Annotated in this window: 15 protein-coding genes; 3 read left to right on the top strand and 12 right to left on the bottom strand. The window is 41.3% G+C overall.

What is annotated here, in order from left to right; all coding sequences use genetic code 11:
* Window positions 1–124 precede the first annotated feature (124 nt).
* The 7 genes from ACL8WY_RS03055 to ACL8WY_RS03025 form a co-directional block, all read right to left on the bottom strand.
* The gene (locus ACL8WY_RS03055) at window positions 125–1,327 is read right to left on the bottom strand and encodes an exo-alpha-sialidase (RefSeq protein ID WP_436516904.1); all 1,203 of its coding nucleotides are present in this window, start codon (window positions 1,325–1,327) and stop codon (window positions 125–127) included.
* A complete protein-coding gene (locus ACL8WY_RS03050) occupies window positions 1,324–2,061 on the bottom strand; it encodes a DUF6503 family protein (RefSeq protein ID WP_436516902.1) in 738 nt (245 codons plus the stop codon). Before ACL8WY_RS03050 ends, ACL8WY_RS03055 begins: the two co-directional genes overlap by 4 nt.
* A 60-nt stretch (window positions 2,062–2,121) precedes the next feature.
* Complete coding sequence (locus tag ACL8WY_RS03045) at window positions 2,122–2,814, bottom strand: DUF6261 family protein (protein ID WP_436516900.1); 693 nt, start codon at window positions 2,812–2,814, stop codon at window positions 2,122–2,124.
* A 94-nt stretch (window positions 2,815–2,908) separates the two neighbouring features.
* Window positions 2,909–4,225 (bottom strand): WD40 repeat domain-containing protein, encoded by a 1,317-nt coding sequence (locus tag ACL8WY_RS03040; protein ID WP_436516898.1) that lies wholly within the window; start codon window positions 4,223–4,225, stop codon window positions 2,909–2,911.
* A gap of 106 nt (window positions 4,226–4,331) precedes the next feature.
* Window positions 4,332–4,451, bottom strand: coding sequence for a hypothetical protein (locus ACL8WY_RS03035; RefSeq protein WP_436516896.1), 120 nt, complete (start codon window positions 4,449–4,451; stop codon window positions 4,332–4,334).
* A 100-nt stretch (window positions 4,452–4,551) separates the two neighbouring features.
* Entirely contained in the window at window positions 4,552–6,324 is a 1,773-nt protein-coding gene (locus tag ACL8WY_RS03030) for a MutS-related protein (protein ID WP_436516894.1), read from the bottom strand.
* 72 nt (window positions 6,325–6,396) lie between these two features.
* On the bottom strand, window positions 6,397–8,763 hold the full coding sequence (locus ACL8WY_RS03025) for an ABC transporter permease (protein ID WP_436516892.1): 2,367 nt from the start codon (window positions 8,761–8,763) through the stop codon (window positions 6,397–6,399).
* Window positions 8,764–8,935: 172 nt separating this feature from the next.
* On the opposite strand from ACL8WY_RS03025, the gene ACL8WY_RS03020 reads away from it, so the two are divergent.
* The 3 genes from ACL8WY_RS03020 to ACL8WY_RS03010 all read left to right on the top strand — a co-directional run bounded on the left by ACL8WY_RS03020 (window position 8,936) and on the right by ACL8WY_RS03010 (window position 11,312).
* Window positions 8,936–10,240 carry a sensor histidine kinase gene (locus tag ACL8WY_RS03020; protein ID WP_436516890.1) on the top strand — a complete coding sequence of 435 codons (1,305 nt, stop codon included), beginning with the start codon at window positions 8,936–8,938 and terminating at the stop codon, window positions 10,238–10,240.
* Between the two features lie 2 nt (window positions 10,241–10,242).
* Window positions 10,243–10,929: a response regulator transcription factor gene (locus ACL8WY_RS03015; protein ID WP_436516889.1), complete on the top strand. Its 687-nt coding sequence runs from the start codon at window positions 10,243–10,245 to the stop codon at window positions 10,927–10,929.
* 158 nt (window positions 10,930–11,087) lie between these two features.
* Complete coding sequence (locus ACL8WY_RS03010) at window positions 11,088–11,312, top strand: hypothetical protein (RefSeq protein ID WP_436516888.1); 225 nt, start codon at window positions 11,088–11,090, stop codon at window positions 11,310–11,312.
* Here ACL8WY_RS03010 and ACL8WY_RS03005 read toward each other — a convergent pair whose 3' ends face one another.
* The 5 genes from ACL8WY_RS03005 to ACL8WY_RS02985 form a co-directional block, all read right to left on the bottom strand.
* A complete protein-coding gene (locus ACL8WY_RS03005) occupies window positions 11,313–11,705 on the bottom strand; it encodes a heavy-metal-associated domain-containing protein (protein WP_436516886.1) in 393 nt (130 codons plus the stop codon).
* Window positions 11,706–11,744: 39 nt separating this feature from the next.
* The gene (locus ACL8WY_RS03000; RefSeq protein ID WP_436516885.1) at window positions 11,745–13,934 is read right to left on the bottom strand and encodes a TonB-dependent receptor domain-containing protein; all 2,190 of its coding nucleotides are present in this window, start codon (window positions 13,932–13,934) and stop codon (window positions 11,745–11,747) included.
* 114 nt (window positions 13,935–14,048) lie between these two features.
* A complete protein-coding gene (locus tag ACL8WY_RS02995) occupies window positions 14,049–14,432 on the bottom strand; it encodes an HYC_CC_PP family protein (RefSeq protein WP_436516883.1) in 384 nt (127 codons plus the stop codon).
* Between the two features lie 34 nt (window positions 14,433–14,466).
* Window positions 14,467–14,787 carry an antibiotic biosynthesis monooxygenase gene (locus ACL8WY_RS02990; RefSeq protein WP_436516882.1) on the bottom strand — a complete coding sequence of 107 codons (321 nt, stop codon included), beginning with the start codon at window positions 14,785–14,787 and terminating at the stop codon, window positions 14,467–14,469.
* On the bottom strand, window positions 14,787–15,431 hold the full coding sequence (locus ACL8WY_RS02985; protein WP_436516880.1) for a DUF4396 domain-containing protein: 645 nt from the start codon (window positions 15,429–15,431) through the stop codon (window positions 14,787–14,789). Before ACL8WY_RS02985 ends, ACL8WY_RS02990 begins: the two co-directional genes overlap by 1 nt.
* Between the last annotated feature and the right edge of the window lie 2 nt (window positions 15,432–15,433).

The raw sequence follows: 15,433 nt of genomic DNA, 5'->3' as shown, positions 1-15,433 counted from the left end.
GAATCTTCTAACCAAAATTCAGTCTACTACTGATAGGAAAGTTCGGAATTAGTTGGTTAATCTATGAATTTCTGATTCGAGGAGTAAAGCTGTTGTGGCCACTTTTTGGATTGAAACGTGCCAGTTAATCCAAAGTGATTTTCTTCAAACGGATTTGATCGACATCTCCCATCTCTGTCCAGGCAAAGTAGAGGGCATTGTCGTGATATTCCATTTGAGGAAAACCACTTCCTCGTTCTTCTGAGGTTTCGGCTACCACATATACCGGAGACATAGAGCCATTTTTGTTGACCGTGCGATATTTGATTGCTGGCTTATTTCCACCGTCCAGCCAGCTAACGGCGGCTGTTTGATCATTGATCATCACTAAGTCTACACGGCCCACTGGTGAAGTTTCGTCAATTATTATTGGTGTTTCAAAATCTTCGTTGCCTATGAAGGCCACTTTGATTTTAGGTTGGCTTAATGCGGCTGTGTACCAGGCTACAGCAATTGTGCTGTCTGCTGCGTCCATTCTGGGACCATTTACGGGGCAACCCGCAATGCTCCAGTTGTCCATAGCCACAAGCTTAGGTTCCATCCATTCACTGTTGATTTTCGAAACATAAGCCATATCACGTACCTCGTCCACCGAACGATCCCTATAAACAAAAACGGGTCCATCGCTGGTCATAGCCCCACCGGTCTGACAGCAATCACACACGCGTCCATCCAGTTCGTTTTCTTGTGATAGATTTCCTTGCATATCAATTACAGCAGTGCGCATGGTCATGGCTCCACCATTTCCATGATCGCTATGATCACTGCCACCTGTATTCCTTCCATCTAACCAAGCTAATGTGAAGGAGTCATCATTGTTGGGAAGCATCGTCACAAATCCATGTTCTGTAGGTGTGCCATCTGTATGAGGAACCAATGGTCTGGACCATAGTGATGAGTCCTTTGCTTTTATCACAACATTAACGTCATATGAATAGGTACCCGCGGCACTTTTGGCTAAATAGTGTGCGATTTTGTTTCCTTCCTGATCCACAGCTATCATGGGATAATCTGCCCAGTTTACAAACCAGTTATCGCCTTTTGCGATTAGCTCTGGATCTGACCAACTCTCTCCTTGTAGGATTGAAAATTTAAAATCAATTTGGTTTGAGTCTGCCTTTTCAATCCATGATATATATAAATTTTCATCTTCACCTCTGATGAGGTAAGGGAGGCTGGAGTTAGCACCAGTCGGGCCAGGCACTTCTTGAGATGGGATTGAGGTTTCTTCTTTAGGTTGCGAGCATTGACTGATGATCAATGCGAGTAGTAGGTACCGTAATTTCATTGAATCGAAATTACAACATCTTCAAGTTCAATGAGTGATAATTCTTCCAGTTTACCATCCTGATATGCCTGGTCTATTGATAATAGAGGCACACTTTCTTTGATGATAGGCTTTAAGTTTCGATAGTCTTGCATGGTAACACCATTGACTTTTCTCGAGTTGTAGGCTACTCTAAATCGAATGCCTTTGCCATCGTCTTCATTGTAGCTGTAGGCGAGGTAATCCATGCTATAATCGACTGTGTCAAACCAATAGTAAAACACATCTTCATAATCCTCTCCGCCACCTTCTACATCAAAGGTTACCTTGATTTTGTAATAGCTCCTGCCATCGACCTCCACCGTACCAACCAATGTCTTATTTACGGCAGCATCATTCAAAGAAGATGGAAGAAAGGCAAAGTATATCACGGAATTAACGGAGCTGGTGTATGCCACTCTTTTTTCTTCAGTAATGTTAGTCTCTTCATTATTGGTGAATCGCTTCAAACCATCATTGGTGAGCACGTCTTTCACTTCATTCCCCAGACTATCCGATTGAATACGTGTGTAAGTAAACCTTCCGTTTGAGGTTTGATATTCATATCGAATGTTGCGAAAGGTAAAAGTGGCACTAGCATTTCTAATAACTTGAGTTCCAGAGGCGTTAATAGCTTTGTCTACCACTTGCTGGGCAGTTGGCGTGGTACTTCCACACGACCACACGAAAAGTATAAGTACAGCGATTTTTTTCATTTCACTTCCAAACGTAAGATCAATGGAAAAGGGTTTGTTGTAGAGACAGCAAATGGATTATTAAGTAGCCTTCTGACGTTCCTTTGCTTCTTTCATCATGTCCGTAATGATGGAGTTGAGTTTCTCAACCAGTTTGTTGATTCCTTCCTCCTTGTCTTCGTCCAGCAATTCAACATGGTTTAAGAATAAGGTGATCTGTTTAGAAAGTTCCGTTTTCCAAACAACCACTTGTGGTGTTTCAGCGGTACTTCCATCATTGATTTTTTCATGATAGACCAGATTAAATTGCTCATGAGCGTTAAGCATTTCTTCCAATAGATCAGCCACTCCGGCATGAGAAATTTCAGATGAACATCTGTTGAGATCTTCTACCAAACTTCTCATGGCTTCACTTTGGGCGATATACCCGAGATTGTAAAGGCTGAAGCCTCGTTTACGTACTATTTCGACCAGCTTTTCACCGGCTGCCTTGATAGAAGGTTCAGTTCGGTAGGACGCAGATAGCACTCCGTATTTGAAGGCTTGGAATGCATCGTCTCTGATCAGATCTGCTTGCTGAACACGAGAAGCATATACATTAGAGAGGCTTTCATTCAAGGCTTCTGATAAGACATTCGATGCTTCGGTGGTCTTTTTGATTCTTTTTTCGAGTGTGGCTTTTAGAGAAGTAGTGGTAGCAGCCTGTATCATCCTTTCGGCTATGACAACCAATTCTTCTGATGTGAGTAGTGAGTGTGAAAATTGCTTTAGCATGAGTTCTAGTGGTTAGGTTTTGAAACACCAAGAAAGTCTGTTCTACTCAGACATAAAACTGATCTTCGATAAGGGTGCTAATTTTTGGGATCAACTAATCACTGCACGTTATCTGGTATGGGATATCTTTCCCCACGAACTCATTCCATTCTTCCCTGGACATAGGTCGCTCGATCATTGCGCATATGCGAAAGGCAAAATAAGCCGGATCAACTGGCCAGGTACGGATGTATTCATCGCCACCTCCGGTAATTATTTGTGTGCCTGCTGGATTAAAGCTTCCCGTAAATACCCAATCACCATGATCATCTAGTATTATTGGTAGTTTTCTGGAGTCCTTAAGATCCCATATTCGGGCTGTTCTGTCTCGGCTTGTTGTGAGTAAGAGATTTCCTTTTGGATGAAACTGGATGTCTGTGACTGTACTTTGATGACCATTGATAACGCGGATAAGTTCCTTCTTTTTTATATCCCACAATATCACATCACCTCGATCTCTCCCTATTGCAAGGGTATTGCCATCTGGACTTACATCAAGACATTTTATCGAAAATGATCCAAGCTTATACCCAAAATAGGACTGTTGCTTCCAGTTTTTCATTAAATCTTCTACCGGACTTTCTTTGACTTCATATGGTTTCTCCCAAGCTTCAAGTACACCTTGTTCAGTTCCTGCATAGATGGTGCCGTCTTGCTCGTCCACCTTCAATTTGTTCACTTTAAGAGAGGTCTTACCCACTTGTTCAGATTGAGCATTGAATCCTTTGAGTAACAAATCTCCATCTTCGGTAACGCTGAGATACTTTCTCTCATTCGGAATAAATGTAGCTGTCTGAACAGGCTCAGGATCTTCCAGAACAGTGAGATCTTCTTGCGGATTTTCGTTTGTCGGAATTAGCGCTAATCCTTGCTTGTAAAAAATGGCCATCAACACTTTACCGTCGTTTGAAATCTCAATTGATTGGATAATCTTATCTGACTCATAAACTGTCTCGGGAATGCCTGTAGGATTCCTTACATCCCATCTTAATACGCTACCATCTGCTGAAGATGAAAAGTAGTAGTTAGGGTCAGTTCCAAAAACAACTGAAGTGACCCGGTTGGAATGAAATCCTACCTGATTATAAACTCGATTTCGTAAGGAATCATAACCCAGGTATTTGTTAGCCTCATAAAGTGCTTTGTAAACATTTAAATGAGAAACATACGGTTCTACAGCTCCATTTTTCCAAAATTCATAGGCTTGAATGGCAATCAAAGCTTTGAGGTCAGTTAAATAGCCGGGCATCACCAGCGAGCGTTGTGACATGGACATCACGAGTTCGGTGATTTTCGGATCATTCTCCACTTTATTTTGCGAGAAGGAGCAATTGAGTATGAAGACAAGAGCGGTGGTGAGTAAGAGGCGCATATGTTAAAGTTAGATAACCATAAGCCAAAAATAAAAAGGCCTATCTCTGAGACAGGCCTTTTTGCTGCGTCCGTCATCTTTTGACAGATTCCCACCTGAGTGGTTCTTAATGATCAATGTGAAGTCTTGAATAAAATACACTGTCTTTCGAATTAATCAGCACGATGTATGAGCCGCTGGCTATATCGCTGATATTAAACGAGTTGGATTCAGGCTTTTCGTACATCTTAATAACCTTACCGTTCAGGTTTATAAGACGAACATGGCTAAATTGGATATAAAGAGGTTTGTAATCTTATCAGATTTGCTGAGGCTTTTGATCTGGTTTAAATCACTCCCATCTTTTTCATGATGAAGCTCGCACTTTTGTTTTCGCAGATTCCGGCTCTGAGTTTGTAATCAAAAACCAGTTCATTGTTTATGATCTCCACTTCAAACCGCTTATTCGTCAATGAATCAGGAAACTGCTCTACCACATTGCAGACCTCCAGGTCGTGTGTAGCGATACCTCCAATGACCTTTCGAATGGCCATATTTTTAATGACTTCTATGGTTCCATTCCTTTTATCATCAGAATTTGTTCCCCGCAAAATCTCATCGAGCAAAACAAAACAGGGCTGTTCTTCAAGTTTGTCCATGATATACTTGAGCCGCTTCACCTCTGCATAAAAATAAGATTCACTATCAGTAAGCGAGTCGGACAAGCGCATCGAGACAAGTACAGGCAATGGATGAACGGAAGCTTTCTTCGCGTAAACAGGTGCACCAATTCCGGCCAACACCATATTGATACCCAACGTGCGAAGGAAAGTGCTCTTTCCGGACATATTCGAACCTGTAAGTATAAAGAAGGATTGTGGCTGGAAGCCAATGGAGTTGGTTACATTTTTTTCTTGCTGGATGAGCGGATGACCCAATTCCTCGAAGCTAATGTGTTGATTGTCATTTATTTCAGGAAATGTGAAGTGTGGATTATTATGGCTGAAATTAGCCAGACTGCAGAATTTTTCGAATTCGCCAATCACTTGCAACCAGTCTTCGATATGGGTAGCATACTTTTTCCTCCAACTCGATAAACCCTTCAATACATGTAAATGGTACAACACCAGGCCATTCAATATTGGTCCTGCGAAGATATTTTGTACATGTTCAAGTCGTCCAAAAAGCAATGATAATTGATGTATACTACTGCTTGCTTTATGATCGACTTGAATAAGCTTTTGCTGCAGCCTGTTAAGTTCTTCAGATTGAAAGGTCGTGCTTTCGATTTTCCGGAGAAGCAAAGCATACTGTTTGAGAATTTGTTCAATGCGTGTGGTGGTGACAAGCTCATTTTTTATGGATTTGAACTGGGTACCAACCAGCCCAAGATTGAAAAGTGAAATCAGGAGGCAGATATTACCCATGAGGTTGTTTGGAGTAAACAGGTAGATTCCGAATGTGATAAAAACTACCGCTGGACTTAGGTAAGAAATTATGCTTAAAAAGCGGGTAATTCTTGCTGGCTTTTTACTGGCCCAATTCAACAAGTCTTCTACACTCTCATGACTATCCGGTCTCAAACGCGCCAGACTAAGTAGTTCCTGACGCCAGAAAAGCTGGTCTTTGCACTCAATTATTGCTTGCTGATTTTGTTCGATTTTTTCCTTTGGTAGTATATGCAATAATGAATTGGCAAGAACCCGCGCGCCGGTAACTGTTCCCGTGCGATTAAGATGCTGGTAAATAGAATGTTCGCCAAAAAAGTCTAAGTCGTATGAATAGTCGTGATGTGTATCAACGAATTCTTCACCGTTCTCAAAAGGCAATTCTCCTTTATCTAAATAACTTAATTCATCTTTATTGATTTCAATTTTGGCTTTAGTCAGATTATTCTCCCACCTTATGCGCTGGTGTCTTCGAAGCAAAAGGATGAAAACCAAAGCAATCAAAGCGATAGGTAGGAGGAGGACTGAGTTGTTTGAATCGATGTATTGATAGCCAAGAGCAATGACCGCTATGGCCAGAAAGAATCTATACAAGCTGATTCTACGATCACTCGCTGAGAGCTGTTGGGATTGTTCTTCAAATGATGCTAAAAGGTCTTGATATACTTTCACGTTGATACTTTCCAAAGGCAAGGATAACGATAATCAATGCCTAAGGTTAAGTACCTAATTGAAATATTTACGTCATTCATCATTGAGGGTGAGCGCTGGGTTGGTTCGTGCCCATTTTATCGATCGTGTTGCCGTGATTACGAAGATCATTACATAGGCCAAAATCAAAGCCAAAGGATAGACCCAAGGGTTCATGTCAATTGTGTAAGCATAGTCTTCCAGCCACGAGCTGACCACCAGATAGCTGAACAAACTTCCCAATATGGCGGCTGTGAGGACGATAAACCACAAGTCTTGATTCAGCACACCAATGATCCTGAGAAGTGATGCACCCAGCACTTTACGGATGGTAAGTTCTTTGGACTTGAGTCCTATGATGTAGATCATAAAACCAGCCAGGCCTAGAACGGAGAGACTGATGGCTAATACAGAAAATGTAATACTGATTTGCCCGGTTTGTCGCTCTTTGGCATACATACGCTTGATTGCGTCATCCATCAAATCGTACTCCATCGGAACATTTGGTTGGATTTCATACCACTGTTCTTCAATGATATTGACCACTTCTTCAAAGTTTTCAATATTGGACTTAACCAGGATATTGGTGTTTACAAATTGCGGATCTGTGCGTAGAGAAATGATTTGCGGTGTGATCTTTTCTTTCAATGTGTAAAAGTGAAAATCTTTGAATACGCCAGATACTTTTCTATTGAGTTCATTTTCTGTTCCTGGTCGTAAAATGATTTTCTTACCTAAAGGTTCGTCTTGCCATCCAAAGCGATTAATGAAACTGTGATTCACAAGGGAAACGATCTGACCAGCTTCTGAGGATTGTAGCACACTTTTAAAATCGCCATGCGTCAAATCCATGCCCATCACATCAAAATAGTCGATATCCACGCCGTAGGAGAGAAGGTTCTCATACGTTTCATCGACTCCTTCCACTTTGTAGGCGAGAGGATTCATGCCATCTCCCATCATGGGCCCAAAGGCAACTCCTCCGATTTGAGGGTAGGTGAGTAGCTTGGTTTTTAATAGCTCATAGTTAGAGAACTCTCCAATCTCATAGGCATTGGTGACCTTGATTACATTAGTTGCATCAAACCCCATTTCTTTATTATCCAGATACCTGATTTGCTGATTCATGAACCAGCCCGAAATACCCAAAGTAAACAGGAGAATGAATTGAAAGAATATCAAACCATTTCGGTATTTTGTTCCTCCAGTGATGTTCATAGCAGACTTACTTTTCATCAGCGAATTCACATCGGTGTTACTTAGCGCGAGTGCGGGATATAACACAGTAAGTATGCTGATGCCTGCAAGCAACCCAATCGTCCCAAAAATGTAAATAGGAGCGTGAAGTAGCACATTTTCCAGATTCACATCCAGCAGAATATTCATGGCTGGCAGAGCAAAACTGAAACCAATTAGAATGATTGGCACGGTAAGGAGCATGGTGGCAAGTGACTCATAGATAAACGCTCGGACCACTTGTGCTTTAGACTCGCCAAATACTTTCCGAATGCCAACAGCTCTGCCTTTACCCAGATAAATAGCAAGCGACAGGTTTACATAATTTGTGATTGATATGAGTAAGATTAAAGCGCCTACAATCAAAAACACCCTGAGCTGTAGCGGATCCCCTTTACCTCCAGTGCCAAATGCAGCGTCAGATTTCAGGTAGATGTCTGAAACAGGCATCAATTTCACTTCCGATAGCTTATGGAATTCGTTGATGGCAACATCCATATTTTTAATCTTCTCCTCAAGCTGTGCGATATCTACATCTGTCACCAATTCAAAATAGTTCTGTGAATGATGATGTTCCCGATCATACAAGCCTGCATTGGTATAGATCATATCGAAGTTAAGATGCGTGTTGGAGGGAAGGTCTTCGATTACGCCGGTCACTTTGTACTGAATGGTGTCCTGGGTGAGTACCTGATCGATAGGAGAGTCCTCGCCGAAATATTTAGCAGCAGTTGATTTGGTAAGAACTAAAGCATTCGGGTCAGTCAGAAGTGCTTCCATATTTCCCTCAAGAATCTTGTAGTCGAAGAGCTTAAAAAAATCAGATCCCGGATTTGTCTGTACAATGTTTGTTTCTGCAAATTTTCTGTCTCCAAAACTGAAAAAAGCTTTCGATGCTCGGTTCAAGAGGACACGATTTATCACTTCAGGATGAGCTCCTGACATCAATTCCCGTGAATGTTCCACACCCAGATTTGAAAACCAGGCCTCTCCATTGGTTTTGGCTTCCATTCGGTAGATATTGGATGCCTTTTGGTGAAATTGATCGTAATGATATTCATGGTCAGCGTATACGGTAATAAGGAGCGCGGCTATGATGCCTAGCGAAAGCCCAAGTATGTTAAGACTATTCAAACCCACTGATTTAAGGAAATTACGGATGCTTAGATTGAAAAAGATGCTCATGTTAGATATTGTTTGCTCAACAATACGGCATGAATCGAGGCAAGAAGAATAACGGTTAGTTAAATACCCATAACGAAAAGTTAATTTGGTTAAAAAAGAGTTAAATCAGCCAAATACCTTGATTTAAAGCATAACTATCCGTTATTTAAATATTCTATTAAGCGCATCTACAATGCAATTATCTAAAAGAGCAATTTTTATCGTAATAGGCTTAGCCTCTCTGGCACTCGTAGGCCTTTCCGTTTTGCAGATACAAAACCTGAGATCTTCTCTAAAGACCAACAAGCAAATCTTTCTTCAAAAAGTGGACTTGGCAGCCAGCAAAATTTCAAAGGAGTTTTTGATTAATCCTTACCACGCAGATCAACTGAGAAAGGCACAAGCCAGGATTCTTCATACGGACAACCTAAAAGATCCTATTATGGATAAGCATCTGAGAAGTATTTTCGCTCCCATTTTTGAAGAGCATGGAATTGACCTGTCATATGAATATGCCGTATTCATGCATAAAAATGATTCTGAGGGTTTCAACTACGTTATGGGAAATAATGGAGAAAGTTTAGAGTTTCAACTCGTGAGCTGTGACAACCCTAAAGAAAGGGGACATGGTTGGGCAAACCTAACATGCTCCTCAGGTGGAAACTTACATCTTGCTTTGTTTTTTCCGGATCAGGAAGCCTACGTATTTGCCCAATCAAGAGGTGCATTAATAATGTCTGTGATCTTCATCGTGCTATTAATTGGCTGCTTTGCATATACACTTATTGTGATCAGAAAGCAGAAGCGATTGTCTCTGATCAAAAACGACTTCATTAATAACCTCACTCATGAGTTTAAAACACCCATAGCTTCGATTGCACTAGCTACAAGCATGCTGAAAAACGATAAACCTGAAATAGAAAAAAGGAAGAAAGCGAATTATCTAAACCTGATTGAGCTGGAGGCAAAAAGACTTGAAGGTCAGGTCGACAAGGTTTTACAGATTGCGATGATCGATTCGGGGAATTTTACACTTGAAAAAAAGAGGCTGGATGTACATGACGTAATTCAGCGTGTAGTAGAGAGTATGGAGTTGATGGTGAGCAAAAGGAAAGGTGCGATATCGCTTCACCTCAATGCTACACAATCAGAAGTTATGGCTGACGGCACTCATTTGGTAAACATCATTTATAATTTAATTGATAATGCACTCAAATACACCATTGATGTTCCCAAGATCGCTATTACTACCTCTGATCATGCACAAGGAATTGAGATTTCCATTCAGGACAATGGTATAGGAATAGGAAAGGAAATTCAACGATACATCTTCGATAAATTCTATCGAGCCGAATCCGGCAATATTCAAAATGCTAAGGGATTTGGACTGGGACTGAGTTATGTAAAGAAGATCATCGAAGAGCATAAAGGGAGAATTGACCTTAGCAGTACGTTGAATCAGGGTAGTGAATTCCGATTATATTTTCCATTTAGCTAAGTATGGGTAAGATACTATTGGTCGAAGACGATGAAAGCTTTGGATACATCCTGCAGGAGTACCTGGAGCTTCATGATTTTAATGTCACCCGTTCAAAGGATGGGGAGGAGGGATTGCGCACCTTCCGGGAACACACATTTGACTTATGTCTTCTCGATGTAATGATGCCTTTGAAGGACGGATTTACTTTGGCTAAAGAAATTCGGGATATAGATCCCGGCATTCCATTTATGTTTCTCACAGCTAAAGCACTGAAGGTCGACAAGCTCAAAGGGTTTAGACTTGGATGTGATGATTACATTGTAAAGCCCATCGATCAGGAGTTACTAATAGCCAGAATCAAGGCATTAATCAAACGCGCAACAGTAAAGGCTCCAGAAAAGAATAATGGGTACCATATAGGGAAGTACCATTTTGATTTCAATAATCAGCTCTTGAGCTTTGGTAGTGAATCTCAGCGGTTGACTGAGAAAGAAGCTAAAATACTACAGCTCCTCTGTGAGAATAAACATGAAGTGCTGGATCGAAGCAAGGCACTTAAAAATGTTTGGGGGAAAAGCGATTTTTTCAATCGGAAAAGCATGGATGTATTCATTCACAAGCTCCGGCAGTATCTAAAGGCCGATCCATCTGTTCAGATTGTGAATATCCACGGCAAAGGATTTGTGCTAGAAGATGGATTGAGTTAAATGCCAGATTAATGCCAATTGTGGATTCCAACACAACGCAATTTTAACCCTACATTACTGGTAAGTAATGATTTGAATCGTAGCGAAAAATAGTGGTAAATACGGTAGTGTTTCTGACAAAATTGTTTTTCATTTGATTCAAGATAACCAGCTACTACATGATACATCTTAAAAGCTTCTCTCAGCAAAGAGAGTTGAGAAGCTCGATCAAGCGACTCATTTTAAATCTTGATCAATCAAGCGAAAACCGAAAGGACAATATTGCAGATAGCGGTGAATCTATTGCTAGCTATGTTTCCAGACTCAACGATGAGTCTTTAAATCGATCTTTTCTGGATTACTGTAGTTCAGCAAGAAATTATTCCAAGCTGAAAAAAAAGTAATTAGTTATCTCCTTCACCTTTCAATGGTACCTGCGGAATAGGAGTCCCATGGGCACCATCTTTACAGCACATTGGTAGTTTATCATAGGAAATTGGATTTCGTGCAAGTGTATCTGCATGATAACCAACCATGGTAATTCGTTCTCTCAAAGTCTGCGCGTCTGTTTTCTTCGGATTGTAGGTGATACTCATCACCTTGTCATCTAGATTCAAAGTGGCCTCTTTCACACCTTTCTCAAAAGCTAAATCCTTTTCCAAAGCATATTGACACATTTCGCAAATAGCTGAAGTCTTAATTTCCACCTTAAAGCCATCGTCAACCTCAACTGGTTCTTTTTGTCCAAATACTGAAATTGACAAGAGCATTGTAATAATTGCGATTGAATTTTTCATATCTAATATCTAAAGTCTAAAAATCTAATTTCTTTTTAATTATCGCTTGATCTTATACCTAAATCCTGCATATATCATGCGGCCTGCCACAGGTGCCCAGACCATTGAAGCATCAAAGTTATCATCAAAAGGATTTTGTGCATCAATAATTGGATTGTCCTGAGTGAAACCAAGTAAGTTCTCTGAGCCCAAATAAATATTACCCCAGCGGAAGCCGCGACTGACCTGCGCATTGAGCAGAAAGAAATCCGGTGTGGCCGAGTCTCGTTGAAATTCCACTGGTTTGTCTGATGTGTCCGGCAATCTTTTCGAGCCAAACCACTGCAAAGTCGCGTCCGCTTCCCACTTATCGAACTTGGTGGCATAGCTTGTATTCAGGAAAAATCGATCCCGGGAATTGAACGGAACCTGTCTCACCTCACCATTTATCGATGCTCGCACATCATAAAATTTATAGGCGGCTTTGGCACTCAATCGATCTGAGAATTGATAGTTCCCTTCCAGCTGAAAGCTGTGAGCATATGAATCTCCTCGAAGATTGTAGACGCGCAACTCACTTGAGTTTTGGTCCATATCATAAATCAATTGGTTTTCAAACCGTGTATAGAAATAGTCGGCAATCAAGTTCAATTTCTTATCACCAACAGGAATCGAGGTAGTCATGCTGCCTCCCATGTTCCACGATACTTCAGGCTCCGGAGCTTCCTCAATAATGAGCCTTCGAGAAGATACCAGAATGTTGCTATTTTCTACTATGGTATTGGGCGTGCGATATCCTCTACCGATGGCTGCTCTGATCGTGGTGTTTTCAGAAAACTGATAACGTGTATGGAGTCTGGGTGTAAAGTATGTGCCGTAGAGATTATGAAAATCACCACGTGCTCCAAGCAACATTGTGAACTTCTCGCCCGGGGTATAGGTGTATTCATAATACAAACCCGGGACCACCTCCTGCCTGCTAAAAGCGGAATCCGCATACACTTCAGCAAAATCATCATACAGGATACTTACACCTGTTTTGTATTGATGAAAGGAGTTACCAATGATGTTTTGAAAGATTACGTTACCATATAAAGTGGTCTCAGTTCCTTCATAATTATCTCTCCCAAAGCCCGCATCTATATCGAGATAGGAAGCGGAATAAATGAATCCCCAGCCTTTATAAGGTTTGTGTGGAAATAACAATCCGATTTTTCCGAAAACCTCAGCTCTTGTGGTTTGATTTTGAAAGCCGTATTGAGGTGTCGAGCGAAAGTCATCACCAAAGTCAAATCCAAGCTGGCCGCCGGCTTTCTCGTCTCGCATAAGCGTAAATCCAATCTGCGAAACGAGCTTCTCACCCCGATATTTGTATCGATTCATCACATTGATCTGACGGCCTTTAGGAATATCCATAAACCCGTCATCGTTTTGATCTACCTCATTATTGAAATAGTCAGAATGCAATAGCACCGCCGTGCTCCATTGATCATTGATGTCTCTCGCATGATTTGCATTGATCTCTAATCGGCCGAATGAGTTTACATATCCATTGAGGTAAAGTTTTTCACTGTTCTCCGGCTTTTTCAGCTCCACATTGATTTGTCCCGTCATTGATTCAAAACCATTAACTACAGTTCCTGCTCCTTTGCCTACATCTATCGACTGAACCCAGGTGCCGGGAACGTAAGACAATCCATACCTGCTGGAAAGTCCTCTCACATTTGGAACGTTCTCCCGATTAATCTGAACGTATCGTCCGTCTAAGCCAAGCATGCGAATGGTTTTCGCCCCACTTACTGCATCTGTAAAGGAAACATCAACCGAAGCATTGGTCTCAAAACTTTCCGATAGGTTGCAGCAGGCAGCCTTGGTAAGCTCGGCTTCAGTAATGACTTCTATATGCTTCGATTCAAGGTCATCCACAAAGGTGCTGCTTGCCTGCACCACTACTTCGTCCAGCTCAGCAGTATTTTCCTGTAGCATAATGTGCATCATCTTTGATAAGTCAGCGCTAACCGTATCAGCGAGGAAGCCTGAGTACGAAATGACCAACTTACTGTCCCTAGATGAGAGTTTAAGCGTGAAACTACCGCTTGCGGCGGTGACAATACCGTTTTGAGTGCCCAGTTCCATCACCGTCGCACCAATCAATGGCTGGTGATTTTGATCTGCTACCATGCCGCGAACTGTTTGGGCCTGAATAGCTGAACATAATGTTATAAGTATTAGATATATTAATTTTTTCATCGTATGAATATTGAAGTGTCTCCCTGAAGTTGTTCCGTAGGGAACAAGGGACTATTTCGAGATAGATGCTGAATTCAATCGGCCGATGACCAGCAAGTTCAGCACGACCTTAAATCATATGAGAAATACTTGTTGATCTACCTGAAAGTCTATTTTGGGCAGAGGAGGAGAGTAGTGCTGAAAGTCAGAATCTTCGATTTCAGAAAAATCTACATCCTGAAGCAATACAAAGTAGATAGTGGCCAGTTGGTATAAATCAGGAGAAGCATCGAAATCAAAATTGACTGTGGTAATTTCTTCGACTTTCAACTGCTCACTGGTGTCCTTACAGCATGGCATTCGTTCTTCTTCTCCATCATAGCACTGTTCAGCATGCTCGTTCACTGCAATAGACTTAAGTCTGCCCATGCAATAATGCTTATTCAATGTGATGCCCGTGGTGGCTATCAGCAAAGTGATTGCTAAAAGAGTGTTCGCTATGTTTTTGAAGATGCGCACTGGTGCAAAGATACGATTGTTAATTGGTTAAGGTTTAATTAATAGGCTCAAACTCCGAGAAAAGGTTTTGGAATTCATCAATACTGATAGGTTGGACGTATTCACAAACTTCAGCATATTCACCCCACATTTTTTGAACCACCGGATTCTCGTGTGCCTTTTCAATGGCTTCCTTAGACTTCCACTCAAACACCTCCACGATGGTTCCTTCATTAGCTCTCATGACAATTGGCATACGCTCTGTGACTAAACCTTCATTTTTCAATCGCTCGACATGGGTTTTTGAAAGCTCTTCCAGTGCTTTTTCTTTACCAGGTTTTGGTCTATAACAGGCGATTACGATTCTTCCAGACATTAGTGACAGGCTTGGTTAAATTTTTTCAGTTTGTAGTAATTGTATGGTAGTGGTGTCAAAAAGCCTACGATCAAGGCCGGAATCAAAGCCAGCCAGTACGTCGGGTCGTCAAAAGATGCTTTCCCTCCGGTGATCATAAAGTCGGTGCTAGTCATAGCTAGCTCCATCGCTACCATGGAAATGAATGACATTCCAAAGGCTGTTTTCAAAGCAAATGACCATGAAAAATGCTCTCTGCTCTTTAGTATGATTGTTTCTAGCAATATTGAAGTACATAGACCAGCTATAATAGCTAAAATCATTTGCCACATGATTGGTGTGGCAGGGTAATAGGCTTGAAGGAAAAACACCATTCCAAAATCTCCAATCGAACATCCAATCAAACAGTTTAAAGTGTTGAAGGATGCACGATTCCATTTGTCACGATCAGACCAAAATCCTCCTTTTGATTTTACATGATATCCCTTCTCTTGAAGTAGTGCGTCTAACTCCTCTTCGGAAATTGATCCTTCCACGGTAAGTTTCACTTCACCGTTAATGTCGGCTTGCCAATGAGAGATTTTGTCACTGGCATCCAACGAAGGTTTTACCTTATCCACACATCCCTGGCAGTGAAGACTTGTTGCTACTTCCAGTTTTTGCATCG

The sequence above is a fragment of the Ekhidna algicida genome (genome assembly GCF_051379705.1).
Taxonomy (GTDB): Bacteria; Bacteroidota; Bacteroidia; order Cytophagales; family Cyclobacteriaceae; genus Ekhidna.
This window is presented reverse-complemented; position numbering and strand designations above follow the sequence as displayed.